The sequence below is a fragment of the Bifidobacterium sp. UBA4282 genome (assembly GCF_002394995.1).
In the GTDB taxonomy this organism is placed as follows: Bacteria; Actinomycetota; Actinomycetes; order Actinomycetales; family Bifidobacteriaceae; genus Bifidobacterium; species Bifidobacterium pullorum_B.
In genome coordinates this window covers 22,255-45,411 of record NZ_DGVO01000028.1, presented here as the reverse complement: position 1 = coordinate 45,411, position 23,157 = coordinate 22,255, and the positions used below count along the sequence as shown (strand labels likewise).

17 protein-coding genes and 1 pseudogene are annotated in these 23,157 nt (G+C 64.9%); 7 read left to right on the top strand and 11 right to left on the bottom strand.

Going from position 1 to position 23,157, the window contains the following annotated elements; all coding sequences use genetic code 11:
* Together B4C31_RS03925 and rpmB are read right to left on the bottom strand one after the other, a co-directional pair.
* Positions 1 to 1,333: DEAD/DEAH box helicase (locus B4C31_RS03925; protein WP_291531413.1), on the bottom strand; the 1,333-nt coding region annotated here is incomplete at its 3' end.
* Positions 1,334 to 1,426: 93 nt separating this feature from the next.
* Complete coding sequence (rpmB, locus tag B4C31_RS03920) at positions 1,427 to 1,621, bottom strand: 50S ribosomal protein L28 (RefSeq protein ID WP_033505414.1); 195 nt, start codon at positions 1,619 to 1,621, stop codon at positions 1,427 to 1,429.
* Positions 1,622 to 2,046: 425 nt separating this feature from the next.
* Here rpmB and B4C31_RS03915 point away from each other — a divergent pair, with 425 nt between their 5' ends.
* A complete protein-coding gene (locus B4C31_RS03915; protein WP_291531412.1) occupies positions 2,047 to 3,285 on the top strand; it encodes a PfkB family carbohydrate kinase in 1,239 nt (412 codons plus the stop codon).
* A 33-nt stretch (positions 3,286 to 3,318) separates the two neighbouring features.
* On the opposite strand, the gene B4C31_RS03910 is transcribed toward B4C31_RS03915, so the two are convergent.
* Both B4C31_RS03910 and B4C31_RS03905 read right to left on the bottom strand, forming a co-directional pair.
* Positions 3,319 to 3,900 carry a hypothetical protein gene (locus tag B4C31_RS03910; protein ID WP_291531411.1) on the bottom strand — a complete coding sequence of 194 codons (582 nt, stop codon included), beginning with the start codon at positions 3,898 to 3,900 and terminating at the stop codon, positions 3,319 to 3,321.
* Positions 3,901 to 4,116: 216 nt separating this feature from the next.
* Positions 4,117 to 6,618, bottom strand: a complete 2,502-nt coding sequence (locus B4C31_RS03905) for a tetratricopeptide repeat protein (RefSeq protein WP_291531410.1) — start codon at positions 6,616 to 6,618, stop codon at positions 4,117 to 4,119.
* 187 nt (positions 6,619 to 6,805) lie between these two features.
* Here B4C31_RS03905 and B4C31_RS03900 point away from each other — a divergent pair, with 187 nt between their 5' ends.
* The 3 genes from B4C31_RS03900 (at position 6,806) to B4C31_RS03890 (ending at position 11,174) form a co-directional block, all read left to right on the top strand.
* Complete coding sequence (locus B4C31_RS03900) at positions 6,806 to 8,146, top strand: MFS transporter (RefSeq protein WP_291531409.1); 1,341 nt, start codon at positions 6,806 to 6,808, stop codon at positions 8,144 to 8,146.
* Between the two features lie 174 nt (positions 8,147 to 8,320).
* Complete coding sequence (locus tag B4C31_RS03895) at positions 8,321 to 9,778, top strand: aspartate ammonia-lyase (RefSeq protein ID WP_291531408.1); 1,458 nt, start codon at positions 8,321 to 8,323, stop codon at positions 9,776 to 9,778.
* Positions 9,779 to 9,926: 148 nt separating this feature from the next.
* Positions 9,927 to 11,174, top strand: coding sequence for a DUF2974 domain-containing protein (locus tag B4C31_RS03890; protein WP_291531407.1), 1,248 nt, complete (start codon positions 9,927 to 9,929; stop codon positions 11,172 to 11,174).
* A 27-nt stretch (positions 11,175 to 11,201) separates the two neighbouring features.
* Here B4C31_RS03890 and B4C31_RS03885 read toward each other — a convergent pair whose 3' ends face one another.
* Positions 11,202 to 11,840, bottom strand: a complete 639-nt coding sequence (locus tag B4C31_RS03885; protein WP_291531406.1) for a sugar O-acetyltransferase — start codon at positions 11,838 to 11,840, stop codon at positions 11,202 to 11,204.
* A gap of 153 nt (positions 11,841 to 11,993) precedes the next feature.
* On the opposite strand from B4C31_RS03885, the gene B4C31_RS03880 reads away from it, so the two are divergent.
* Positions 11,994 to 12,677: a TetR/AcrR family transcriptional regulator gene (locus tag B4C31_RS03880; protein WP_291531405.1), complete on the top strand. Its 684-nt coding sequence runs from the start codon at positions 11,994 to 11,996 to the stop codon at positions 12,675 to 12,677.
* 106 nt (positions 12,678 to 12,783) lie between these two features.
* On the opposite strand, the gene B4C31_RS03875 is transcribed toward B4C31_RS03880, so the two are convergent.
* A complete protein-coding gene (locus B4C31_RS03875; RefSeq protein ID WP_291531438.1) occupies positions 12,784 to 13,137 on the bottom strand; it encodes a hypothetical protein in 354 nt (117 codons plus the stop codon).
* On the opposite strand from B4C31_RS03875, the pseudogene B4C31_RS03870 reads away from it, so the two are divergent.
* A pseudogene (locus B4C31_RS03870) lies at positions 13,088 to 13,486 on the top strand (transposase); the annotation flags it as partial. The gene B4C31_RS03875 and the pseudogene B4C31_RS03870 overlap by 50 nt on opposite strands.
* Before the next feature lie 107 nt (positions 13,487 to 13,593).
* Here B4C31_RS03870 and B4C31_RS03865 read toward each other — a convergent pair.
* The 4 genes from B4C31_RS03865 to leuC all read right to left on the bottom strand — a co-directional run bounded on the left by B4C31_RS03865 (position 13,594) and on the right by leuC (position 20,817).
* Positions 13,594 to 16,536: a SpaA isopeptide-forming pilin-related protein gene (locus B4C31_RS03865; RefSeq protein WP_291531404.1), complete on the bottom strand. Its 2,943-nt coding sequence runs from the start codon at positions 16,534 to 16,536 to the stop codon at positions 13,594 to 13,596.
* Between the two features lie 286 nt (positions 16,537 to 16,822).
* Complete coding sequence (locus tag B4C31_RS03860) at positions 16,823 to 18,280, bottom strand: ATP-binding protein (RefSeq protein WP_291531403.1); 1,458 nt, start codon at positions 18,278 to 18,280, stop codon at positions 16,823 to 16,825.
* Between the two features lie 434 nt (positions 18,281 to 18,714).
* On the bottom strand, positions 18,715 to 19,401 hold the full coding sequence (gene leuD / locus B4C31_RS03855; RefSeq protein WP_291531402.1) for a 3-isopropylmalate dehydratase small subunit: 687 nt from the start codon (positions 19,399 to 19,401) through the stop codon (positions 18,715 to 18,717).
* A gap of 12 nt (positions 19,402 to 19,413) precedes the next feature.
* Positions 19,414 to 20,817, bottom strand: a complete 1,404-nt coding sequence (gene leuC / locus B4C31_RS03850) for a 3-isopropylmalate dehydratase large subunit (protein WP_291531401.1) — start codon at positions 20,815 to 20,817, stop codon at positions 19,414 to 19,416.
* Between the two features lie 155 nt (positions 20,818 to 20,972).
* On the opposite strand from leuC, the gene B4C31_RS03845 reads away from it, so the two are divergent.
* Positions 20,973 to 21,770, top strand: a complete 798-nt coding sequence (locus tag B4C31_RS03845) for an IclR family transcriptional regulator (protein WP_033508196.1) — start codon at positions 20,973 to 20,975, stop codon at positions 21,768 to 21,770.
* Positions 21,771 to 21,790: 20 nt separating this feature from the next.
* Here B4C31_RS03845 and B4C31_RS03840 read toward each other — a convergent pair whose 3' ends face one another.
* Entirely contained in the window at positions 21,791 to 23,134 is a 1,344-nt protein-coding gene (locus tag B4C31_RS03840; RefSeq protein ID WP_291531400.1) for a metallophosphoesterase family protein, read from the bottom strand.
* Positions 23,135 to 23,157: the final 23 nt, after the last annotated feature.

The following is a 23,157-nucleotide window of genomic DNA, read 5'->3' as shown; positions in this document are numbered from 1 at the left end:
GCGCCCGACGACGGGCGGCGAGCTTCATACCGCCGGTCAGGAGGATCACCGGCGGAGCGGATAGCGGATGGCCGTCGGAATCCGAAACGACTTGTTCCGTCATCCGGTCGACCATTGCAGTAATCGTCTGGTGATGTTGTTCGGCGAGTACCTGCGTGGGGGCCACGAGCACGGCCTGGTGCCCGGACCCGACCGCCTGCAGCATGGCGGCGAGCGCCACCACCGTTTTGCCGGAGCCGACCTCGCCTTGCAGGAGACGCTGCATCGGATGGTCGCGGGACATGTCGGCAGCGATTGAGTCGATGACCTCACGCTGGCCGTCGGTCAGGTCGAACGGGAGGGAGTCGATCATGGCATCCCGCAGGGCGGTGTCGGGGCAGGGCTCGGCGGAGGCATGGCCGGCATGGGCGCGGGCTTGCAGCAGCGCGGTCTGGCAGACGAACGCCTCCTCATAGCGCAGGGTGGCGATGGCGCGGTGGAACTCCTTGGTGGAGACCGGGTCGTGAATGTTCAGGAACGCTTCGGCACGATGCATGAGGTTCTTGTCCGCGCGGATGCGTTCGGGCAGGATGTCGGGGATGGCGCGGGCCAATCCGGACATCAAGCAGGCGCGCGAGTCCTCTTCTTCCTTTTCCTCCGATACGGCGGAATCCTCTGATTCGGCCAGGAGCCGCAGCATGTCGAGGATCGAGTCATGGATGTGGTCGCTGGAGATGCGGGAGCTGGCGTGGTAGACCGGTCGGGGCCGGCAGACACGGGCCAGGCCCTCCTCGGGCGATTCCACGTCGGGTCTCGGGGAAGTCGGTGCGCCCAAACTCACGTTATGCACATCAAGGGGTTGATTTTCCTCACGTACAAATTTGTACCTCGAAGTAGGGTGCATCCCCACCGTCAGCACCTCGGGGTGGGTGAACTGCAATTGGTCGTTGAACACGCCCGGAGTGCCCGCAACAACCACACACGTCCCTTGGCGCAGTCGCCCGCTCATCCAGTCGAGATACTGCTTCTTGTGGGAGAAGAACACCAGACGGGCTATCGCGCCAGGCTGGCGACGCGAGGCGGCGAACGCCGAATCGTCGACCACAACCTCCAAACGGCCGTTGCCGCGCGCCCCCGAAGACGCCACACGCACGGCGCGCACCTCGGCGGTGAACGCCATCAGCTCGCCGATCCTGGCCTCGCGGATCGAACGCAGCGGAACCGGGTCGGTGACACGGAACGGATAGTAGGTCAGCGCATCGCCCACGGTCAGCACGCCGAGCGACTTGAGCGCGCCCACACGTCGCTTGTTCGTCATCACCGACGAGACCGGGGTGCCCACTGTAACGCTCATAGCCACCTATTCTCCCCGTTCACGCCGACAGTTATAACGAAGCCCCGGGGCGCTCTGGGCGACTCCGGGGCTTCTGAAGCGTTAGCGCGTGATTCACGCGGCGACGCGAGCGACCTTACCGGCCTTCAGGCACTTGGCGCACACGCGGACGCGGACGTTCTCGCCGTCGACCGTGGTGCGAACCGGCTGCAGGTTCGGACGGAAGGTGCGCTTATTGCGGATATGCGAATGCGACACGGTGTAACCGGTCTGCGGTCCCTTGCCGCACACTGCGCAACGAGCTGCCATAATGGACTCCCTTATTACTTGCTTGCAAGTCTTTGCTCTGGCACGTCTGCCAGAACACAACTTCACAAATATATCCCCTATATCCGACAAACCGCAAACGCAGCGTGTATCATACCCTCGCACACCGCAACCGTCTCACGTTTCGGGCCTCCCATCGCGGCGGCATCCCGCCAACCCCAAGCACCTCGATCCGCTCGCGGTCGGCGCCGAATCCCGACGAAAATCCATAAAACATGCGTTACGACACCGTCCTGCCCGTTTTCCCCGGCCGCTCAGCCGTTCGCGAATCAACCCGGAGGATGAGTGCGGTCCTGCCCCGACACGCTAATATCAAGGAAAGGGACCGTTTTCAGGCAATATTCATGCAGCTGCGATACAACTTTGTCATTGCAGCGCAAAGGGGCACCCGGGGTAAGGAGGCAACGATGTTCGACATTCGCACGGCATGGCGGCGGCTGACCGCGAAAATCTCCGGCAGCACCGATCAGGAAATCATCGATACCACCGAGGCGGGGGACGGCTCCGGCACCGCGGCACCTACATCCGTAACGCCGCCGACGACGACACTCGCGGCGACCGACGTAGACGACTCACCGGCCCCCGTGCCATCCGCACCGACGCTGTCTGAGGAAACCGTCGCAGATGACGCTTCGGCCACCCGACCCGCACGCGTCATCTCGCTCGGCGAGGTGTGGGTGGACATCATGATGGATGTCGATTCGCTCCCCAAGGCAGGCGGATTCGCGGCCTCACGCAGCACCATTCCCACCATCGACGGCTCATACCGCGCGCTACTCGCCTCACGGCTGATGGGAACCCCGACCGCCCATGCGGGCATCATCGGCGCGGGCCCATGGGCCTCGATGATTCGTCACGCCTTCTACGAGCACGACATCGCGCATATCGGTCCCGACCGGCTGGACGCCGACACCGGGTTCCGACTGGTGCTCAACGACACCAACGGCGGCAAGACGTTCATCGCCACCTATGGCGCGGAGGCGCAGGGCGACGTGGACACGTTCGACGGCATCGACCCGCAGCCGGGCGACGTGGTGTCGATCAGCAGCAACTCGCTGATGGACGCGACCGCGGCGGGCGTTGACGCGTTCATCCGGCAGGCCGGCAGCGACCCGGATGCCCGCCCGTATCAGATCGTACTCAGCCCGACCAGTTCCCTGGAACGGGTCAACGACAGGCTGCTTGAGGATTTGGTGCTGGCGCGCCCGATCTGGACCTGCAACCGTCAGGCCGCAGTCAAGCTGGCCGACCGATTGGGGGCGCCGCTCGACGAAGTGCCGGTGACCGTAGGAGGCACGTTCGACAATGAGATGAAGGCGTTGTGCGACAATCTGGGCACCACGTTGCGCGCCCCGCTGCTCATCCGCGCGGGCGCCCGCGGCGCTTGGGTGCGGCTGCCCGGCGGCGAAGTGACGCATGTGGACGGGTTCCCGACCAAGGCCGTGCACAAGCGGTCGGCCGGCACCGTGCACACCGGCGCACTGTGCGCGATGCTTGCGGTCGGCAAGTCGCTGGTGGATGCGACTCGGGTCGCCAATGCGGCGGCGTCGCTGTCGATCGAGCACAGCGAGAACGGTATCCCGGTCCCGCCTGCGCGTGACGAAGTGCTGGCGCTCGTCGAACGCGGCGCGGCCTCGGAACATTGATTGGCGGAGCCGGCTTGGCTGACGTATAAGCCGTCAGCGGTCACGGTCGTGGGATGACCGGAATATCTGGATGATGCAGGTGGCCACGCCGCACAGGATGCCACCGATCGGCCAGGCCAGCCAGAACAGGCCGTTGCCGGACAACCACCGTTCATGGCCACCACCGTCGATCGGTCCGCCGGTGAACAGCATCCAGAGTCCGACAACCGTGGCGATCAGCATGATGATGCCGCACACCAGTCCGGTCAGCTTGTCGTAGAAATCGCCGCCCTGCGCCTCGCGTTCACGTTCCCTGCGATCGGATTCGGCCTCGTGGTTATAGGCGTCGATGTTCATCATGCCGTAGCAGATGCCGAAGTAGATGAAACAGAACACACCCGCGGCCACGCACAGCAGCATCACGCTTACTGGCCAGCCCTCCTCGATGCCCAGGGTCTCCTCGCCGTAGACGGTGACGGCCACGCCGAGCAGGATCAGCCCGATGCCGCCCACCACGCCGACGGCCAATTCCTTGGCGCGGCGGGACCGGTCATCATCGGTGTAGAAGTCCTCGATGAACGGGTGCCTGCGCACGAACTCCGAATGCGTCAGGCACGGATCGAGGAGCGCGAACATCGCCGAGCACCAAATCGTCAAGTGTGCAACCGAACAGGTCGCAGATCATCAGCAAACTGAATCAAGCCGTCTGTTGCCTCCATCCTGCCCGAGGACCTCGGTTGCCTGCCACCAGCTTTCGGTTGCACCGCCAAAACGCAACCAAAGTCCTCGCAACCTGAGGTTGCACCCGCGGAATTTCAAGGATTCCGCGAACGACGGCACCGGCGTGGCAGGTCAGCTCCGATCGGCCACGCCGTCACGGAGGCTCGCAGCCATGGAGTCATACATGTCGCTATTGCGCATGTGGCGGCTCATCAGCCACACCGCATCGTGCGCGGCCATCGGCACGCCGGCATCCGTAAGCCCGACCGCGGCAGCGGCCATCGCATCCAACGCGGCTTCGGTCGGCGAAACCGGAATGTTGGCGGCGTGCAGCACCTGTTCCGCCTCGGCCAGTGCCATCGGCGGCCGCGTGTCGTCGATCTGCTGCCGCAGCTCCGCCAACTCGCCGCGTGCGGTCTCCGCCAATGCGGTGTTCGGCTCGCGCAGCACCATCGTGTAGCAGGCCACCGCCTCGTTCGTCCGACCGATGCGCCACAGCGCGTACGCCAGCCGATAGTACATATACAGGAAGTCACCCGGCAGCAACGCCACCCGAAGCCCCTGGGTCAACGTCTCCGCGGCCTGCGCGTATTGCTCCTGTTCGGCATGGCACACCGCCACCTCGATATACGCCCTGGCGGTGGTCGGCGCAAGCGACAGGCATTGCAACGCCTCGGCCAATCCACGGTCTGTGTCACCCTCCTGCCGCGCGAACCTCGAAAGCCACAGGTGCGCCCCGTACGCCGCATCAGGCGCCTTCCAATACCGGGTGTCCGCAGACCGCAACGGTTCCGCGTCCGGCAGGACCGACCCTGTGCCCATCCCCGAGTCCAGCGACACGATGAGCCGGGCCATCGGATACGCGCAGTACAACGGCAGCCGCCCCTGTTCGTCCAAACCGATCTCTCCGATTCGGCTCAGCACCGCCTCCAGCTGCACCGAGGCGATCAGCGGCGATTCCTCGTTCTCTTCCAGGATCGCCCGCACCTCGTCGTCGCCGACGACCGCGCCATCGTGCATGACATCCAGCTCCGCCACCGTGTCGGCACGGAGCAACCCGCGCAGCGGTTCAGGCAACGGCCGCCGATCGCGCCACACCTCTTGGCGCTTCGCGGCCAATGAGGCGTGCACCGGCAGCGGCGTGATCTCGCACAATCCGCGGTCGCCCGCAAACCGCACCGCATGACGGACGGGCTTCAACACATTCAACACGGCCAGCGGATCATCGTCGAACATCGGATTATCAAGCCTGCCATCCTTGAGCGGCGGCAACGCCTCCATCAGGAACGGCGTGCGATCAAACCCCAACGACAGCAGCGGACGGCCCGCAAGGCCGTCCTCATGCGCGGTCACATCCACCGCCATCACCCGCACGCTGGAGACAAACGCAACCTGCGCCATCAGACCGACCAATCGTATGGCATAGGCCGCCGCGCAGGCCGGACGTCCGGCGCGGGCGTCGTACCAGCCTCGCTCCCCCATGCGGGAAGCGGGGAAGGCGTCTGCCGAGGGCACGGTGAACCGCACCGCCATCACCCCGGCGTCAAGATCCATGTCGAACCGGTATTCCAGCCGGAACGGCAGCTTCAACCGTTCGCAGGTGTCAACGAATCGTGTGGACACGTCCCAGATGCCGCCGCGAGCGCCCTCCGCGCCCCGAATGGTGCGGTACGGGTTGTCGGCGCGCTCGCGCTGCGCCACCGCCCCCGCATTGCGCGAAATCTCGCGCAGCGCCCCCTGGGCGGCCTGCGCGCAGAACCGTTCGTCGAACGCGTGGAGCATGCCGGTGCCGCCATCGGCCGCGCCCGCCGCCCACTCCACGAACCACAGGCGGTTCAGCGCCGCCTCAACGGCGAGCAGCGTGGCCCGCTGCTCCGGGGACACGTCGTCGTCGAACCGCAGCCAGAACAGCGATGTGGAGCCCAGACGGACCAACGTCACGTTGTGTTCCGCGGCGATGGCACGCACATCGGCCGCCCCCGCCTCCACCAGTTGGCGGGCGGCGAAGCGCTCGAACCCGCTCGCCTGCCCCTGCTGGGTGGTGCCGCGCCAGATCAACGCGTCGAGTGCATCGGGCAGCGGACCGTCCAGCAGGTCGAGGATGACCTCCCCGATGCGGCCGCCGCCCGTGCCGGCCGCAACGCCCTGCGTCTGCGGAATGTGGACGAAGGTGAGCCAGCTGACCGCCAGGAAGTACCGCAGCTCCCAGCTGCGGGTGAGGAAGAACCGCCCGGGATCGCGCGTGGGGTTGAGAAAGCCGTATTTCCCATCCCATGTCGTTTGATATTCGCCGACGATCACCGGCCGGCCGCCACCGTCCGGAGCCGGGACGCGGATGGCTCCCTGTCCCTTCCGATCCCGCCATTGGGCGAGTTCCAGCGACGGGCTCATGCCGGCAAGACCGCTCAGCGGCCGGTCGCACGAGTAGACCTTGCCGTCGGCGGCCAGCCAGGCGAGCAGCCGCGCGCGACGTCCGGACAGCAGCTCGGCCACATAGCCGAAGCCGTGCTCGGGATCGCGGCAGGCATCCCACACCACGCCATAGGTCACGCCTTCGGACTGTCCGGGGATGGCGGCTAACTTGCTCGTTTTGGAGAATAACGGCAGTTTGATGACGGCGGGATCCTGGTCCATAACGACCTCCTTGTCCTCGTATGCTGTTCCATCCTAGCCGGTTCCGGCCCACTTGGCGGGCGTCCGCCCAACCCGTCCGGTTCCGGCCCGCCCGGCCGGCGGCGGCGCGGAAATTCATCCGCCGTTCATGTTTGAGCATGCGCGACGGCGACACACCATTTAGGATGAACAGTGATAAAGGAGCGTTATGGAACAACACACTCGGAACGCCGGCAACCTGGCCGGCGCCTTCAAGGGGCAGGATGCCCCCGAAGCGCTTTCGACCGGGGAGTTTCCGGTGCAGCCGGCGGGCAAGCTCACGCCGCGCGAGAAGCGGTGGATTGTGTACGACGTCGGCAATTCCGCGTTCGTGCTGCTGTCGACCGCGGTGGTGCCGATCTGCGCGAACTCGCTGCTGGAGGCCGCGGGGCAGGACAACATCGTGTCCACGTGGGGGTACGCGCAGACCGTGGCCTCGCTGGTGATCGCGCTGCTGATGCCGATCCTGGGGTCGATCGCCGATGTGCAGGGCATGAAGATCAGGTTCTTCCTCGGTTTCTTCCTGACCGGCGTGGTGATGTGCCTGGGCATGTCGCTGCCGCTGGGGTGGCTGGCGTTCCTGATCGTGTACGTGCTGGCCACCATCGGATTGAACGGTTCGCTGACGTTCTACGATTCGATGCTGATCGACACCACGTCGAACGAGCGGATGGACAAGGTGTCCTCGCACGGCTATGCGTGGGGCTACGTGGGGTCCACGGTCCCGTTCATCGTGTGCATCGCGGTGATCTTCGGCGGCCCGGCGCTGCTGGGTCTGGACACGGCCGCCTGCACGCGCATCTCGTTCCTCATCACCGCCGTATGGTGGGTGGCGTTCACCGTGCCGTTGCTGCGCAGCTATCGGCAGGTCCACTACCGCACGACCGCCGACCATACGGCCGAGGCGGTGCGCGGCACGTTCCGGGAGTTGGCTGCCACGTTCCGCAGGATCGCGCGCGACAAGTCGCTGCTGCTGTTCATGATCGCGTTCTTCTTCTACATCGACGCGGTGAACACCGTCATCTCCATGTCCACCTCGTACGGCACGCAATTGGGCATCGATTCCACACAGCTGGTCATCGCGCTGTTGGTCACGCAGTTCGTGGCGTTCCCCTGCGCGATCCTGTACGGACGTCTGGCCGGACGGTTCGGCGCCAAGCGGATGATCGTGATCGCGGTGATCGCCTATCTGGGTATTGTGATGTTCGCCGCATTCTTCCTCAAAACAGCCGTGGAGTTCTGGATCCTGGCGATTCTGGTGGGCATGTTCCAGGGCGGCATCCAGGCGCTCTCACGTTCGTACTACGGCAAGATCATTCCGAAGGACCACGCCAACGAGTACTACGGCTTCTACGACATCTTCGGCAAGACCGCCTCGGTGCTGGGCACGTTCCTGGTGGCCACGACCACGGCGGTGACGGGCAATGCGTCTTTCGGCGTGCTGTCGATTGCGGTGCTGCTGGTGGCGGCCTTGGTGCTGCTGATTGTGCAGAAGGATCCGACGGCTTAGGAGCAGTGGTGCGCCCTACTTCAAGTTAGATGATTTGACTTCGCGGAAACAGCCTAGTTAGATCATCAAACTTGAGGTAGTGCGCACCGGCTCTGAGCGTAATCCCCCCATTGATATGGCGTTTTCCGCGTTTTCGCGCCATGATTGTTCCAAACCAACCAGCAGGAGATCGTCATGACCGAAGATTCCAAGACCACGCTCGCCCACGCCTACCGCATCGAACACGATTCGCTGGGCGAACTGCCCGTACCGGCCGACGCCTACTGGGGCATCAACACGCAACGCGCCATCGGCAACTTCCCGGTGTCCGGCATCACCGACTCCCAGCACCCGAACCTGATCCGCGCCTATGCCACCGTCAAGCGCGCCTGCGCCGAAGCCAACGACGAGCTCGGTCTGCTCGACCACGACCGTGCACGATTCATCGAAGCCGCCTGTCTGGAGGTGGAATCAGGCAAACTCGCCGACCAGTTCCCCGTCGACGTCCTGCAGGGCGGCGCCGGCACCTCCACCAACATGAACGTCAACGAGGTCATCGCCAACCGCGCGCTCGAACTGGCCGGCCGGCCGCGCGGCGACTACGCGTTCATCCACCCCAATGACCACGTCAACCACTCGCAGTCCACCAACGACACGTATCCCGCGGCCTGCAAGCTGGCGATCATCGACGCGCTCGGCCCGCTGACCGAGCAGTGCCGCAACCTGGCCCGCGCCTTCCACGACCTGGCCGACAAGCACATCCACGACGTCACCATCGGCCGCACCCAGTTGCAGGATGCGGTGCCGATGACCTTCGGCCAGGAGTTCCACACCTTCGCCACGTTCCTCAAGATGGACGTGGCCGCGCTCGAGGCCCTGGTTCCGCAGCTCGCCGTGCTCAACCTGGGGGCCACCGCCATCGGCACCGGCATCTGCGCCGACCTGCGGTTCCGCGAGGCCGCGATCGACCATCTGGCCCGCATCACCGGCCTGCCGGTGACCGCCGCCCCCGACCCGCTGGCCGCCGTAACCGACATGAGCGCGTACATCGCCGCGTCGGCCGCGTTGAAGAACTTGGCGATCCACCTGAAGAAGGCCGCCGACGACCTGCGTCTGCTCAACTCCGGCCCGCGCTCCGGCTTCGGCGATCTGCGTGTGCCGCCGCGGCAGGCCGGTTCGAGCATCATGCCCGCCAAGGTGAACCCGGTGATTCCCGAATGCGTGGACCAATGCTGCTTCGTGATCTTCGGCATGGATGTGACCGTGAACTGGGCGGCCGCCGAGGGCCAGTTGCAGCTCAACGCGTTCGACCCGGTGATGACGCACGAGATCCTGACCGGCATGGAGCTGATGGACAACGCAATGCGCATCTTCCGCGAGAACTGCGTGGAGGGCATCGAGGTGAACCTGGAGACCGGACGCCGGTACGCGGAGGGCTCGCCGTCCATCTCGGCGGCGCTGAACGACGCGATCGGCTACGAGCGCGCGTCCGCGATCGCCAAGGAGGCCGTGGCGACGGGCCGCACGGTGCGCGAGGTGGCCGGCGAGCGCACCGACTTGCCGGCGGTCCAGCTGGACGCCCTGCTGGACCCGATCGCCCTTTCCCGCCGCTTGGGCCAAACCTGCCGCGAACGTCGGGATTCCGGACTCTGACACATTCACTCCCATCTCCTGTCCCTCGTCCTTGGGATTCCGCCATTCAGGAGGATGGTTCAGAGTCACAATGCGTCAGAGTCCGTGAAGGTCCGGCGAAGGACTTACGGACGTCCCGGCTAAGATGGTGGGCAGGAAGGAGGCCGCCATGGCAAGCCAGACCTCAAGAGCCACTGGCAACATCATCGACTACGCGCGCACGCGCACGGGGTCGTTCGAAGAACGCCCGTTCAACGACGTGGACGCGCTGGTGCTGGCCTCGCTCGCCTATCAGACGATGCCGGACGTGGTGCCCACGCTGACCGACTGGGAGCACCGGTACGGTACGGCCGCCGACCGCTGGCGAACCCTGATGTCCGACCCGAAGACCGCATTGCGCCATCCGCTGAACTCGCTGCGTGCGCTGCGCCAGCCCGATTTCCCCGCCGCCACGCTGGCCGACGCAGCCGCCGACCTGCACCCGCAGGATTTCGACTACAACGCCGGCTACACCGGATTGGCCGACCCGAAGCTCACCGAGGCCCTGTTCGCCGCAATGGCCCGCAACCCCCGTTTCTCGTCGATTCACGTGGGCGCGGTCGACGAGCGGTTCAGCCGCGAACACCAGACCCAGTTCGCGGCGATGACGTTGCTGCTGCCCGACGGCACGCTGGTGGTGTCGTTCCGCGGCACGGACACCTCGTTCGTCGGCTGGAAGGAGGACTTCAACATGGCCTTCCAGTATCCGGTGCCCGCCCAGCAGCTTGCGGCCGACTACGTGACGCGCGTGGCGCGGCTCTGGCAGGGCGATCTGGTGCTGCTCGGCCATTCCAAGGGCGGGAACCTGGCCGTGTATGCGGCGCTGCAGGCCGGTGACGACGTGCTGCCGCGCATCCGCCGCGTCTATTCGTTGGACGGCCCCGGATTCCCGGCCGACGTGGTGGCGGGCGATCGGTACCGCGCCGTGGCTGACAGAATCGTCAAGATCATTCCGGATTCGTCGATCGTGGGCATGATCCTGGATTCACCGGAGCATTGCGTGGTGGTCAAGTCGAATGAGTACGGCCCGATGCAGCATCTGGCGTTCTCCTGGCAGGTGGATCGCGACCGGTTCGTGACCGTGCCGGAGGTTTCGGCGACGTCACGCGAATTCAAACGTTCGCTGGACCGGATGCTCAATGAGATGACGCCCGAGCAGCTGGAGCGTGCGGTGGACGCGATGTTCAAGGTGCTCGCCGCCAGCGACGAGCACGGTCTGATCGGCCTGATGGAGGCGGGCCCGAAGACGATCCCGGCGATGCTGGGCGCGTTCGCGGGACTGACCGACGAGGAGCGTCAGCACATCCTGGAGGCCGCCGGCATCCTGCTCAGGGCCTCCTTCCCGCTCCCCTGGCAGTCCGCACGCCCCTCCTCCTGACGGGGGTGCAGGCCCGCCCGCGGAAACCTACGCCTCCGGCTTCCCGAACGGCGCGTTGATCACGCGGTCGCGCCAGTAATAGACATCGTCGCGTTCACCGATCTCACGCGCCACATGGCACGGGTTCCCATACGCCACGACGTTCGCCGGAATGTCCTTGGTGACGACCGACCCTGCGCCGATCACGGTGTTCTCGCCGATGGTGACGCCTGGCAGGATCGTCACGTTCGCGCCGATCCACACGCCGCTGCCGATGGTGACGGGCAGTGAGTACTGGGTGACGGTCGGGGCCTTGCGCAGGTCGGGACGGATGGGGTGGCCGGTGGTCACGATCGTCACGTTCGGGCCGATTATCGCGTCGTCGCCGATGGTCACGACGCCGTCGTCGACCAGGGTCAGGTTGAAGTTGGCGTAGAACCGGGCGCCGACGAATGTGTTGCAACCCCAGTTCGCGTGCAGCGGCGGTTCGATGTATGAGCCCTCGCCGATGCCGCCGAGCAGTCGCTGCAGGAGGGTGGCGCGGCGACCGGCCTCCCCCGGCCGGGTGGCGTTGAAGTCATAGAGCAGTTCCAGCTGGGCGCGCTGGGCGTCGAGCATCTCCTCATCGTCGCACAGGTACACGTCGCCGGACTGCATGGTGTCCAGCACTCGCTGCGGTACCGCCATGGCAACCTCCTTGTCAGCAGGATTTCGCCCCATCCTACCGCACGGGGTGGCGTTCCATCCGAGACGGCGGGTTCGCCGTCAGCCGACTCACACCACAGGTCAGGTATCATATAGACGATATGTCTAATTAATTGGGCCAAGGAGATGATGCACATGCCGCGCCCACGTCACGATTCGGAACTGCTGCCAGCCAAGGAACGGATGCGCAACGCGTTCTGGGCGCTGCTGGAGGACCGCGAATACCGCAAGATCACCGTCACGGACATTGTGCACGAGGCGCAGGTGAATCGCAACTCCTTCTACTATCATTACGGCAGCCTCAGCGAGCTGGCCGACGACGCGATCCTGCAGGAGGTGGAGAACACGTCCATCGCCCAGCTGGTCGATGAGACCACCGACGACCACGGCATCCCCTCCATGGCCGACGACGCCGTGCGGGCGCACTGGCACAAGCGGATCAGCACCGCCATCAACTCCTCCGAACACCGCACGAGGCTCAACCACATGGCGCTCCTGGCCGGCCCACACAGTTCTCCCGAACTGATGGAATCATTGCGCGACTTCACGCGTATGACTCTGTTCACGGCGCTGAAGTTGGATGAGAACGACATGACGCTGCGCAGCGACCTGTACATCGACTTCGCCGTCGGCGGGATTCTGGCGATTCTGCGCCGTTGGCCGGAGCTGCGGGAGATGAACGTGGCGCAGACCCTGTACGACGACGACATCGCCACCATGGCCATCGGACTGTACCTGTCGATGTCGGGCGACGAGGTGCGCGACTCGTGGAAGCGCATCTTCCGCCGCCGCGGGGAGGATGGGCCCGCGGACCAGTAGAGGCCGCGCCCCGACGCCCGTCAGGCTTCCTTCCGACGACGGCGGACCACCACGAACAGGATCACGCCCATGGCGGCGGCCACCGTTGCGGCCACGGCCACCGCGATTACCGCGGCACCGGTGTCCGCGGTCTGCCCGCCACCGTGCCCGTAATCGTCATCCACGCCAGGCTGCCCGCCGGGCTGCTCCCCGGAATCCCCGGAATCGTCCGACCCCGGTTCGGAGCCGCCCGCGCCTTGGCGTCCAGCATGGCCAAGCGCGACTCGGAGCCGAGCACGTCCGGCAGGAACTCGTCCTGCAGCAGGCCGACGCGCGCGTCGTCGTTCACGGGCATGTTCGCGTTGCCGGTGACGCCGTCCTCGTTGGAGCCGATGCCGCCCTCGTAGGCGACGAGGTCGGCGGCGTGCGGGGTGAGTGCGGCGCTGTCGCGCAGCCCCGGCGCGGCCATGGCCGACGGCATGCTGCTCGACGCGATAGCCACGCTTGGTGACGGGGAGCGTCCCGTGATCCATTCCGACCGCGGGTGCCATTACCGGTGGCCCGGGTGGATCCGCATCTGCGAGGAGAACGGGCTGATCCGGTCGATGAGCGCCAAGGGATGCTCGCCGGACAACGCCGCCATGGAGGGGTTCTTCGGCAGGCTCAAGAACGAGTTCTTCCACTGCCGCGACTGGCGGGGCGTGGGCTACGAACGGTTCCGCGAACGGCTCGCCGCCTACCTGACCCACTCCAATGAGACACGCATCAAGAAGTCGCTGGGCTGGCAAAGCCCTGTGCAATACAGGAAAAGCCTTGGACTGGCCGCATGACCGTCCAAAAAACATCCGCACCCCCAAACCCCGGACTTGGCGCCACCTTTTCCACAGGACCCATAAGTCAACAGTTAAAAAGGTGACACTAGAACCAGTCCCACCGCTCAGGGGTGGAAGTGGCGGGTACCGAGCAATACGACAGCCCCGACGAGCAACGCCGCGACAACCGCAATCGGCGTTACGACGCTGGCACCGGAGTCCGCTATTGCCTCAGGCGGCTCCGCGGAATCCGCGTCCCCACCGTCCGGCTCCGAAGGATCCGAAGGACCGATCGGGTCGTCGGGCTGGTCTGGTTCCTCCTCGTCGACGCGGCGGTCGGCGACGCGCACGATTACGGACCCGGTGAACAGGTTACTCAGGTCCTGTCCGCCCAGATTCTGCTTGGGGCTGCTGGCCGTGTTGTGTTCCATGCACTGCGTCACCGTCAGACGCGACCATCCCGCATCCGCTCCCAACGTCTGCGGGTATCCCGTCCCGTCCGGAACGTACTGCAGATTGCCGTCGCCCGCGTAGCGCAGATGCGTGGTCTCGCCGGTCGGCCGCCAAGCGGCGGACTCCCCCGAAGCCGTCGCCGAGGTCTGCAGCGCGGCGGTCACGTCGTGCAGCGTCGCGTCGATGTCATCGTCCGCCGCGAACTGCACCATGCTGCGCACCAGGTATCCGACGCCAAGGTCCACGCGCACCCCGTCGTCGGCTACGCCCGCATCGGCGAATACGCCCTGATCGTTCACCACAACCGGCACCGCCCGCGTATTCGCCACGTACCCGTCCGGCGCAACGGTCTCCACAAGCACATAGTCGCCCGGGTCGAGCGTATGGCCGGCGGTCGGGAACGCCAGCCCGCCGTCGTCGCCGGTCGTCGCCTCGTCCACCGGCGAGACGCCAGGCGCCACGCCCAGGGTCACGGTCCCGTTGCCATCGGCCCCGCGCACGGTCCATGCCGCCCCGGTTGTATCAGATGTATCAGAGTCCGCAGCTTCCACCATGTCCGCGCGACGGTAGAGCGCGAACGTAGCACCGGCCAGCGGATTGCCCGCAGTGTCGGTTTTCGCCACCAGGAACCCGTTGCAAATGTTGGCGATGTACAGCCGCACCGAATACGCGTAACTGAACCCCGCATACCCCGCGTCCGGTTCGGTGAGGATGCGGTGAATCGTGCGAGTGGACGCTCCGTCCGCCCCGCCACTGCCGGCTACGTAGTAGTACTGCACTGTGTACTGCGCGCCCGACGTGTCCTCGCCGTTGTTCGCGAGCATACCGTAGTACTGGTTTACGTCGCCGGGCAGGTTGTCGACCTCCACCTGGTAGGCGCCGTTGGTGCCGAGCGCGAACGAGTATGGGGTGGCGCGCACGGCCTGCACGATCGAGGCCAGGCTGCTGTCCGCGCCGACCTGCCAGCCGGCGAGTGCGTCGCCTGAGACGGGCGCCCAGTTGGCCGGGTCGTCGACGGGTGCGCTCATGCTGCGCCGTTTCATGATGACGGCGAACATGCTGCCACCGGACGGGTCGACGACGCTGATGGTGCCGTCGCCGTTGTCGATGCGGATCGGATCGGTGGCGGTGGCGGTGAGTTTGGCCTGCGACCATGCGCCCGTGTCCCATTCGTTGGTGGATAGGAGCACGCCGTTCTCGAATCGCAGGTGCATGTCTCCGGGGTGCCGGTATCCGGCGGGCGCGCCCACCTCCCGCAGCACCATGTAGTCGTATTGCGCGTCTAGCTGTTCGAGGGTGATCGGGAAGCCGCGCTCATTGGTGAACACGAGTTCGCCATTGGGGTCGGTGGCCCCCTCGTACACCGCCTCGCCTATCGGCTGGGATTGGGAGTCGGCGGGGAACAGCTGGAATTGCGCCCCGCCGAGCGCCGCGCCGTTCTGGTCGACCTTGCGGATGCCGCTTTCCGGAATGGAGACGAGGTTGTATTTCAGACTCATGTTCGAGTCGGTGTTGCCGCGTTCCAGATAGTAGAAATCGAGCGTGTGGTAGGTATCGTCGGCGAAGGTGGGGCCGGCGAACTGCGCCGTGTCCGAGCCGGCGGCGGCGAACGCGTCGGCCAGCGTGATCTGCTGGTATGGGGTGTCGACGCCCGCGTCGTACGCGTTGTTGTTGTTCCGGTCCCAGTACACGGTCACCGAGCCGGTGGCGAAGTCAATTTCGAGCGATGAGGCGTTGTGGATGCCGCCGAGGTCGCCGACGAGCACGTCGTCGATGTACACCCACACATCGTCGTCGCCGGAGAAGTTGTAGGTGACGGGCGTGGTCTGCGATTCGTCGACGTGGCCGCCGTACTGTTGGATGAACCGGGTGGCCATGCTCATGCCGAAGTAGTGGTTGATGACGGGACTGACGGAGGTCACGCCGTTGCGTTGCAGCGCGCCGCCGGACACGTTGAATACCTGCGCGCCCGTGTTGAACGGAAAGAACTGGCCGTTGGGCGAGGCACCGCCCGTGTTCACGCCGCCTGCGTTGTACAGGGTGAACGCGTTGGTCGACTCGTTGAATTGAGCGAAGTTCGTCTGGCTGTTATAGGAGTAGTAGCCTTGGTCGTCGACCTGGAGCAGACCGGTGACGCCGGGGAACGCCTGTTTGTTGGGGCCGCCAGTGTTGGCGAACAGGTAGGCGAGCGATTCGCCGCCGAGGTTTGTGGAGAGGGCCGGGTAGCCGTCTGCACCGAGCGTGGAGGCCACGATGGCGGTGCGCGGATGGGCGCTGGCCGTCCATTTGTTGACGTTGTCGAGGTTGGCCTCGTAGGGCGCGGCGGAACGGCTGGTGTTTTTGTTGAAGTCGAGGACGTGGCCCGCGTTGATGCCGAGGTCGGCGATGTTGTCGGGGTCGATGTTGTCGGCTGCGCCACGGTCGGTGAGCCAGTAGTCGAAGAGGTTGATGGTGGTGCCGCGCGGTGTAACGCCATCCACGGTGTAGGGGGCGAGTGGATCGTCGGCTGCGCTCGCCGTGAGGGGCGATGCCGCCAAGGTCACCGCGATGGCGATGATGACGGCAGCCAGATAGCGGATGCGACCGGCTTGCTGCCGGGAGGGGGTGACGTGCATGGGGTTCTTTCCGATAGTTCGAATCGCTGAGTTTCACTCAGGCTAGTCCGTCCGGAACCCCTCGTCGGCATACGGGGGCACCCGTTACGCCCAACGCGCAGCGTTCGCACGTTATTGGACAACCGTCGGGGCGATACGCGATTCCGCAACGTGCGCCAACGCCGCGTCGGACATGAACGAAGCAAATACCGGGCAAATAAATTTTTGGCGGAATACCAACGTTTTTGCGAGATTGACCTCCAAAAATGCGGTTACGAGGCAAATACCAGGCAAATAAAACAGTTCACTATGCCCAGGCAGGCACGTACCGCATTTTCTTCCGCGCGGCGTCGGCATCCACCGGCCGGATCAACCCGTTATCCACGCATTCCCTGATCAGCCGTGAAATCTGTGAGGCCCCGGAATCCGCCATGCCGAACCGTTCGCGCAATGATGCGTTCGTCAGCGATTGCGAGTTCGCGTACTGTATGCAGGCATGCCAGTAGCATGCCTGCCGGCGTTCCTCTCCGCTCATGTCGGCGAACGCCTTGTACTGTAACAGCCTCACGCTCATACTTGGAGCGTCGCCTTCCGACTGCTGAATCTCCGGCGACGGCAATTGCGATTCCTCACAGGCATCAATGATCTTGTCCCATCCGGATCCGGCTTCCTCGCACATATGCAGCCGCCTGGCCAGCGAGGCCAACCTCGGATTCCTGGTGGCAGGCGGGTCATTCACCAGTCGCTCCACACGAATCAGCGAATTGCCGGGATTGGAGAACTCGATCCGCCCATCGAAAATCTCAATAAGAGGCCCCGCGCCGCGAATCGTCAGATCCTGATGAATCAGCATGTTGGCAACCAGCTCGCGCACCGCAAGGGTTGGATACCCCTTGAGCGTGACGCGCAGAGCACGCCCGATCTCCTCCCGCTCGGGCAACAACGCCTCCACATAGTCGATGATGGCGTCCATATCCGCATACCCCGCCGACCATATCTTGCTGCGGCTCGGCGCGGAACGCCGGCTCCCGTCATAGCGGATGATGCGCAACGCCTTGCGCGCGACCGTGGGGAAACGCTGCATATCCGTCGCAAACAGCAACGCGCCGAGGTTAGTGACTGCGTACTGGCCGCTGTCAAGCTGTTTGACGATCCGATCGGTCTCCAGAAAATGGAGTATCGCCAGACGGTTGGCGGGAACAGGCGTATCGGTTTGCTTGAAGTACCGGTCCCAGTCCAACAACGCCAAGACCTCGTCTTCGTGCAACCATTGCAATGCAATCTGGTCCTCGAACGACTCGGATTTGGTAATCTCCCACAATCGCTGTTCGCGCTGGGAATTCTTGGCCACAGGCTGCGTGGAGGTGCCGGACCGGATGTATTCCATGCCATCGAACGACACCGGATATCCGGCAGCCGGCCAGATGCGCAGCACCACCATCGGCTTGTTCCGAAACGTAGTGCGAATGAACCGAAATTCGGCGTTCTTGGAGAGTTTCAGCCGAAGCCATAACTCCAGTTCCTGACGGCTATGCTTGGCCGTCAACGGATTGAACGTGGTCCCCACAACCTCATGGGTGTCGTCACGGACACCCCACACCATATACGCGTAGTCCTGCCCCTCAATCACGGCGGAGTTGGCCAGGGCGGAGATGTCTTTGCCGATCATGAAGGCGTCATCATTGGATTCCTTGAACTCAACGGTCTGCGATTCCGACGAGTTCGCAATCAATCGAGCAATCAGCTCTTCATAGTCCTCAGGCATGGCATGCTCCGTTCCATTAGCGGTTCCCATAATAGCTCACCGCGCATATACGAAGCAAATACCAGGCAAATAAAATTTTGGCGGAATTCCAACGATTTTGGCAATCAGGCCCGGAAATGACGGTTACGGAGCAAATACCAGGCAAATAAAATCCGCACGGGTTTTCTAGCAGGCGATATATGCCGAGTCCATCTGATTTGAGGGCCCTAGGGCGGCAAACGCCGAGGCGGATACCCATCGGTTGCGATGAGGGCCCGTCTCAGTTATGGCCGGTAGACACGGTGGAACCGGTCGGCCGTTACTCGACGTTACCTACGGTGACGTCCGCGAACCGGCTTGCCGCCCGCACCCACCGTCACCGTATACGCAAAGAGGACCGCCGAAGCGACCCTCTCCGTTACTCTCGGCGGACGCCCGCCGAACGCGTCACACGCTCACGACCGCGCGCACAGAGGCCCCTGCCAGTCCGGGTACTCCACGTCTCGCGCGGATTCGACCGGCTCCTCCGACAGATGCCTGGCCGGAATCGTCTTGGGCTTGAACGGGAACCTCTCGGCGCGCATCGCCTCATAGGCGGCGATCTCGTCCTCGTGCTGCAGCGTCAGGTCGATGTCGTCATAACCGTTCATCAGACGCCAACGGGTGTAGTCGTTGACCTCGAACGGCAGCGTCACGTCGCCGCAGGTCACGGTACGTTCGCCCAGATCCACGGTCATCTCGCGGCCGGGCTCCTCCTCCAGCAGCTTCCACAGCAGCTCCACGGACTCCTGCGGCATGATGGCGGCCAGCACGCCGTTCTTGGCGGTGTTGCCGTAGAAAATGTCGGCGAAACGCGGGGAGATGACCACGCGGAAGCCGTAATCGTGCAGCGCCCACACCGCATGCTCGCGGGATGAGCCGATGCCGAAGTCCGGCCCGGCCACCAGGATGCGGCCTTTGCCGGCATACTCGGGCTTGTTCAGCACGAATTCCGGGTCACGGCGCCAAGCATAGAACAGGGCGTCCTCGAAACCGGTCTTGGTCACGCGCTTCAGGAACACGGCGGGGATGATCTGGTCGGTGTCCACGTTCGAACGGCGCAGCGGAACGCCCACGCCGGTTACAACAGTCAGCTTTTCCATCGGTGTTTTCCTTTACAGATCGGCGGGGCAGGAGATGGTGCCGCGGATGGCGGTGGCGGCGGCCACGGCGGGCGAGGCCAGATGCGTGCGGCCGCCCTTGCCCTGGCGCCCCTCGAAGTTGCGGTTCGACGTGGAGATGCAGCGTTCGCCCGGCACCAGCTTGTCCGGGTTCATGCCCAGGCACATCGAGCAGCCGGCGTTGCGCCATTCGGCGCCGAAGTCCTTGAAGATCCGATCCAGGCCCTCCTTCTCCGCCTGCAGGCGGACGCGGGAGGAGGCCGGCACCACCAGCACGCGGTGGATCGACTCGGCCTTATGGTGACCCTTCATGATTGCGGCGGCCTGGCGCAGATCCTCGATGCGGCCGTTCGTGCAGGAGCCGATGAACACCGTGTCCACCGGAATGTCCTTGATCGGCATGCCCGGTTCCAGGCCCATGTACTTGAGCGCGGAGGCGGCGGCGTTGCGCGCGGTCTCGTCGGCGATCCGCTCGGGCACCGGCACCGTGGCGGTGATCGGCGCGCCCTGGCCGGGGTTCGTGCCCCAGGTCACGTACGGCTGCAGGTCGGCGGCGTTGAGCGTCACCTCCTTGTCGAAGATGGCGTCGTCGTCGGTTTTCAGCGTCTTCCAGTAGGCCACGGCCTTGTCCCACATCTCGCCCTCCGGCGCATGCGGGCGACCCTTCAGATATTCGAACGTCACCTCGTCGGGGGCGATCATGCCGGCACGTGCGCCCGCCTCGATGGACATGTTGCAGATCGTCATGCGCGCGTCCATCGACAGCTTGCGGATGGCCTCGCCGCGGTATTCGATCACGTGGCCCTGGCCGCCGCCGGTGCCGATCTTGGCGATGATGGCCAGGATGATGTCCTTGGCGGTCACGCCTTCGGGCAGCTCGCCCTCCACGTTCACGGCCATGGTCTTGAACGGCTTGAGGCTCAGCGTCTGCGTGGCCATCACATGTTCGACCTCGCTGGTGCCGATGCCGAACGCGAGCGCGCCGAACGCCCCGTGCGTGGAGGTGTGCGAGTCGCCGCACACGATGGTCATGCCCGGCTGGGTCAGACCCAGGATCGGGGCGAATGCGTGCACGATGCCCTGGTCGGCGTCGCCCAGCGGGTGCAGGCGCACGCCGAACTCCTTGCAGTTACGTTCCAGCGTGGTCAGCTGCGTGGCGCTCGTCTCGTCCGGGTTCGGACGGTCGATGTCCACGGTGGGCGTGTTGTGATCCTCGGTGGCGATCAACTGATCGACGTGGCGCGGCTTGCGTCCGGCCAGACGCAGTCCTTCGAACGCCTGCGGGCTGGTGACCTCGTGCATCAGCATCAGGTCGATGTACAGCAGATCGGGCGCGCCATCGTCACCCTTGCGTACCAAATGATCGGCCCAGACCTTTTCGGCCAACGTACTTCCCATATTCCAAGTCTCCTTTGGTGTCAACCGTTTTGGGTTTCTCACCGTAAAAAACTTCAGCCATGCGGTATCCACATGGCCTCTCCTGTACGAGTATGGAGCCTGAACGGGGGCGCGAACTTTTGCGTTTCGAAATATGAGATGGCATAATCCAATGTATGACTGCTTCCAACACCACTGACCAGATTGCGGATCAGACCGCCGAGTCCGCGCTCAATGTTGTCCCGGATAACGAGATCCACTCCGGCGTCGGCGTGCTCGATAAAACCGTCAAGATCCTGGATGCGCTGGAATCCGGCCCGGCCACGCTGGCGCAGCTGGTCTCCGCAACCGGTTTGGCGCGGCCGACCGCACACCGTCTGGCGATTGCGTTGGAGCGGCATCGTTTCGTCCTGCGCGACCAGCACGGGCGGTTCACGCTCGGCTCGCGGTTCGCCGAGCTGGCCGCGGCCGCCGGCGAGGATCGCCTGCTCACCGCCGCCGGTCCGATGCTGCAGACCCTGCTGGACCGCACCGGCGAGTCGGCGCAGATCTACCGCCGTCAGGGCGATCAGCGCGTCTGCATTGCGGCCGTGGAACGCGCCTCCGGCCTGAGGGATTCGATTCCGGTGGGCGCCATGCTCTCGATGGAGGCCGGTTCCGCCGCGCAGATCCTGCTCGCATGGGAGGATTCGGAGCGGCTGCATCAGGGGTTGCGTCACGCCAAGTTCACCGCGGCCAAGCTCGCCGCCGTGCGCAAGCGCGGCTGGGCGGAGTCGATCAACGAACGCGACGAGGGCGTGTGCTCGGTATCCGCGCCGATCCGCAACGCCTCCGGACAGGTCATCGCCGCCATCTCCATCTCCGGCCCGAACAGCCGCATGGGCGCCGCACCAGGCCGCCGGTATGCACCGCTGGTCATGGCCGCCGGCAAGTACTTGACCGACGCGTTGGTCAAGGCCAGCGCCAGCCGCTGAAGCCGGGCCCGTTCCTGCGGTCAGCGCCGACGGCGGAAGACGCCGGCCAGCCAGGACCACAGGCCGGGCTTGCGCAGCAGATCCATGCCCTCGCTGTCCGGCTTGACACTGGTCATGCCGTAGGCGTACGCCTTCTTGGAATTCGGCTTGCCGACCAGACTGCCGAATTCCAGGAGCTGGGTTCTGGGCTCATGCGGATGACGGATGTCGAATTCGAACAGGCGCGCGGCGCGCTTCTCCGGCACCGGGCCGTATGAGCCGAACCCACAGGTGGGCGTGGCCACCAGCATGACGCCGTTATGCGTGCCCACGAACCCGTTGCGATGGTCGTGACCGACCGTCACGGCGAAATACCCACGTGTCTCCTTCAGCAGCGCGAATTCGCCGTAATCGTGGTCGGAACAGCTGATACCCTCACCCAGATAGCTGCCGGGCTCGGTTTTCGTCTCATCCAGCACGTAGCTGTGCCCGTCGAACGCGCGATACCCCTGGATCGCATTCGCCGCGTTCGCCGGCACCTCACGCAGCAGATCGTAGTATTGCGGCAGCGCCAGATGCTGGAACAGCATCGACTGCTCCCCCAGCAGCTCCGGCACCCGGCGCAGGAATTCGAACCCCTTGCCGGACGGGGCCCCGTACCCGCCGGACCGCGCGTAATCGCCCGAGTCCAGCAGCACCAGCCCCAGCACCGTATGGGTGTGGTCCACGTCGGACACCGGCAACGCGAACGTACCCGGCTCGCAGGGGTACACCATCTGGTCCAGTAGACCGGACCCCGGCATCGTGCGCGGATGGTCCATGCTGGCCGCGGTGGATTCCGGATTCAGGCACCCGGGGAATTCGCGGTAGATGGCGTCGAGCTCGGCGTTATCCAGACCGCACTGGAAATCATGGTTGCCGTAGGTCACCGCCCAAGGGATGCCGCGTTCCACCAGCGGCGCCGTGAACTGGGCGATCATGCCGCGGACCTTCTCACGCGTGCGCTCCAGGTCGGCGGCATGGCGCTCCGCCGCACGCCGGTCGGTGGACTGCTGGACGGCGGCCCACCCGTTCGACCACCTGCGCTTGCGGAAGGTGTCGGCGTAGGCCGTGTCGTACCCGGCGATCTGGTTGCCGGTGAAGATCGCGATGTCGGGTCGCGTGGCGTCCAGGGAGGCCTCGATCAACCGGATCGTGTCCGAGGAGACCTTGGGGCCGTCCTGGATATCGGCGAACTGCAGCACGCGGAACTTGCCGGATTCATGGAATTGCAGGCGTCCCAGCCGCGCGGACACGGACACCGGGCGTTCGTCGGTGGTGTCGGCCGGGCGGATGCGCGGACGCGAGGACTGCGTGGCTTTCTCACCGTGCTGCTGTTCGTTCATGGTTACAGGGTAAACCACAGGTG

Bases quoted from the DNA above. Each gene is read 5' to 3' on its own strand.
- B4C31_RS03895 (WP_291531408.1), top strand. From the start codon at position 8,321: ATGACCGAAGATTCCAAGACCACGCTCGCCCACGCCTACCGCATCGAA.
- B4C31_RS03900 (WP_291531409.1), top strand. From the start codon at position 6,806: ATGGAACAACACACTCGGAACGCCGGCAACCTGGCCGGCGCCTTCAAG.
- B4C31_RS03890 (WP_291531407.1), top strand. From the start codon at position 9,927: ATGGCAAGCCAGACCTCAAGAGCCACTGGCAACATCATCGACTACGCG.
- B4C31_RS03860 (WP_291531403.1), bottom strand. From the start codon at position 18,280: ATGCCTGAGGACTATGAAGAGCTGATTGCTCGATTGATTGCGAACTCG.
- leuD (WP_291531402.1), bottom strand. From the start codon at position 19,401: ATGGAAAAGCTGACTGTTGTAACCGGCGTGGGCGTTCCGCTGCGCCGT.
- rpmB (WP_033505414.1), bottom strand. From the start codon at position 1,621: ATGGCAGCTCGTTGCGCAGTGTGCGGCAAGGGACCGCAGACCGGTTAC.
- B4C31_RS03910 (WP_291531411.1), bottom strand. From the start codon at position 3,900: ATGTTCGCGCTCCTCGATCCGTGCCTGACGCATTCGGAGTTCGTGCGC.
- B4C31_RS03845 (WP_033508196.1), top strand. From the start codon at position 20,973: ATGACTGCTTCCAACACCACTGACCAGATTGCGGATCAGACCGCCGAG.
- B4C31_RS03875 (WP_291531438.1), bottom strand. From the start codon at position 13,137: ATGCCGTCGGCCATGGCCGCGCCGGGGCTGCGCGACAGCGCCGCACTC.
- B4C31_RS03885 (WP_291531406.1), bottom strand. From the start codon at position 11,840: ATGGCGGTACCGCAGCGAGTGCTGGACACCATGCAGTCCGGCGACGTG.
- B4C31_RS03840 (WP_291531400.1), bottom strand. From the start codon at position 23,134: ATGAACGAACAGCAGCACGGTGAGAAAGCCACGCAGTCCTCGCGTCCG.
- B4C31_RS03905 (WP_291531410.1), bottom strand. From the start codon at position 6,618: ATGGACCAGGATCCCGCCGTCATCAAACTGCCGTTATTCTCCAAAACG.
- B4C31_RS03915 (WP_291531412.1), top strand. From the start codon at position 2,047: ATGTTCGACATTCGCACGGCATGGCGGCGGCTGACCGCGAAAATCTCC.
- B4C31_RS03865 (WP_291531404.1), bottom strand. From the start codon at position 16,536: ATGCACGTCACCCCCTCCCGGCAGCAAGCCGGTCGCATCCGCTATCTG.
- B4C31_RS03880 (WP_291531405.1), top strand. From the start codon at position 11,994: ATGCCGCGCCCACGTCACGATTCGGAACTGCTGCCAGCCAAGGAACGG.
- leuC (WP_291531401.1), bottom strand. From the start codon at position 20,817: ATGGGAAGTACGTTGGCCGAAAAGGTCTGGGCCGATCATTTGGTACGC.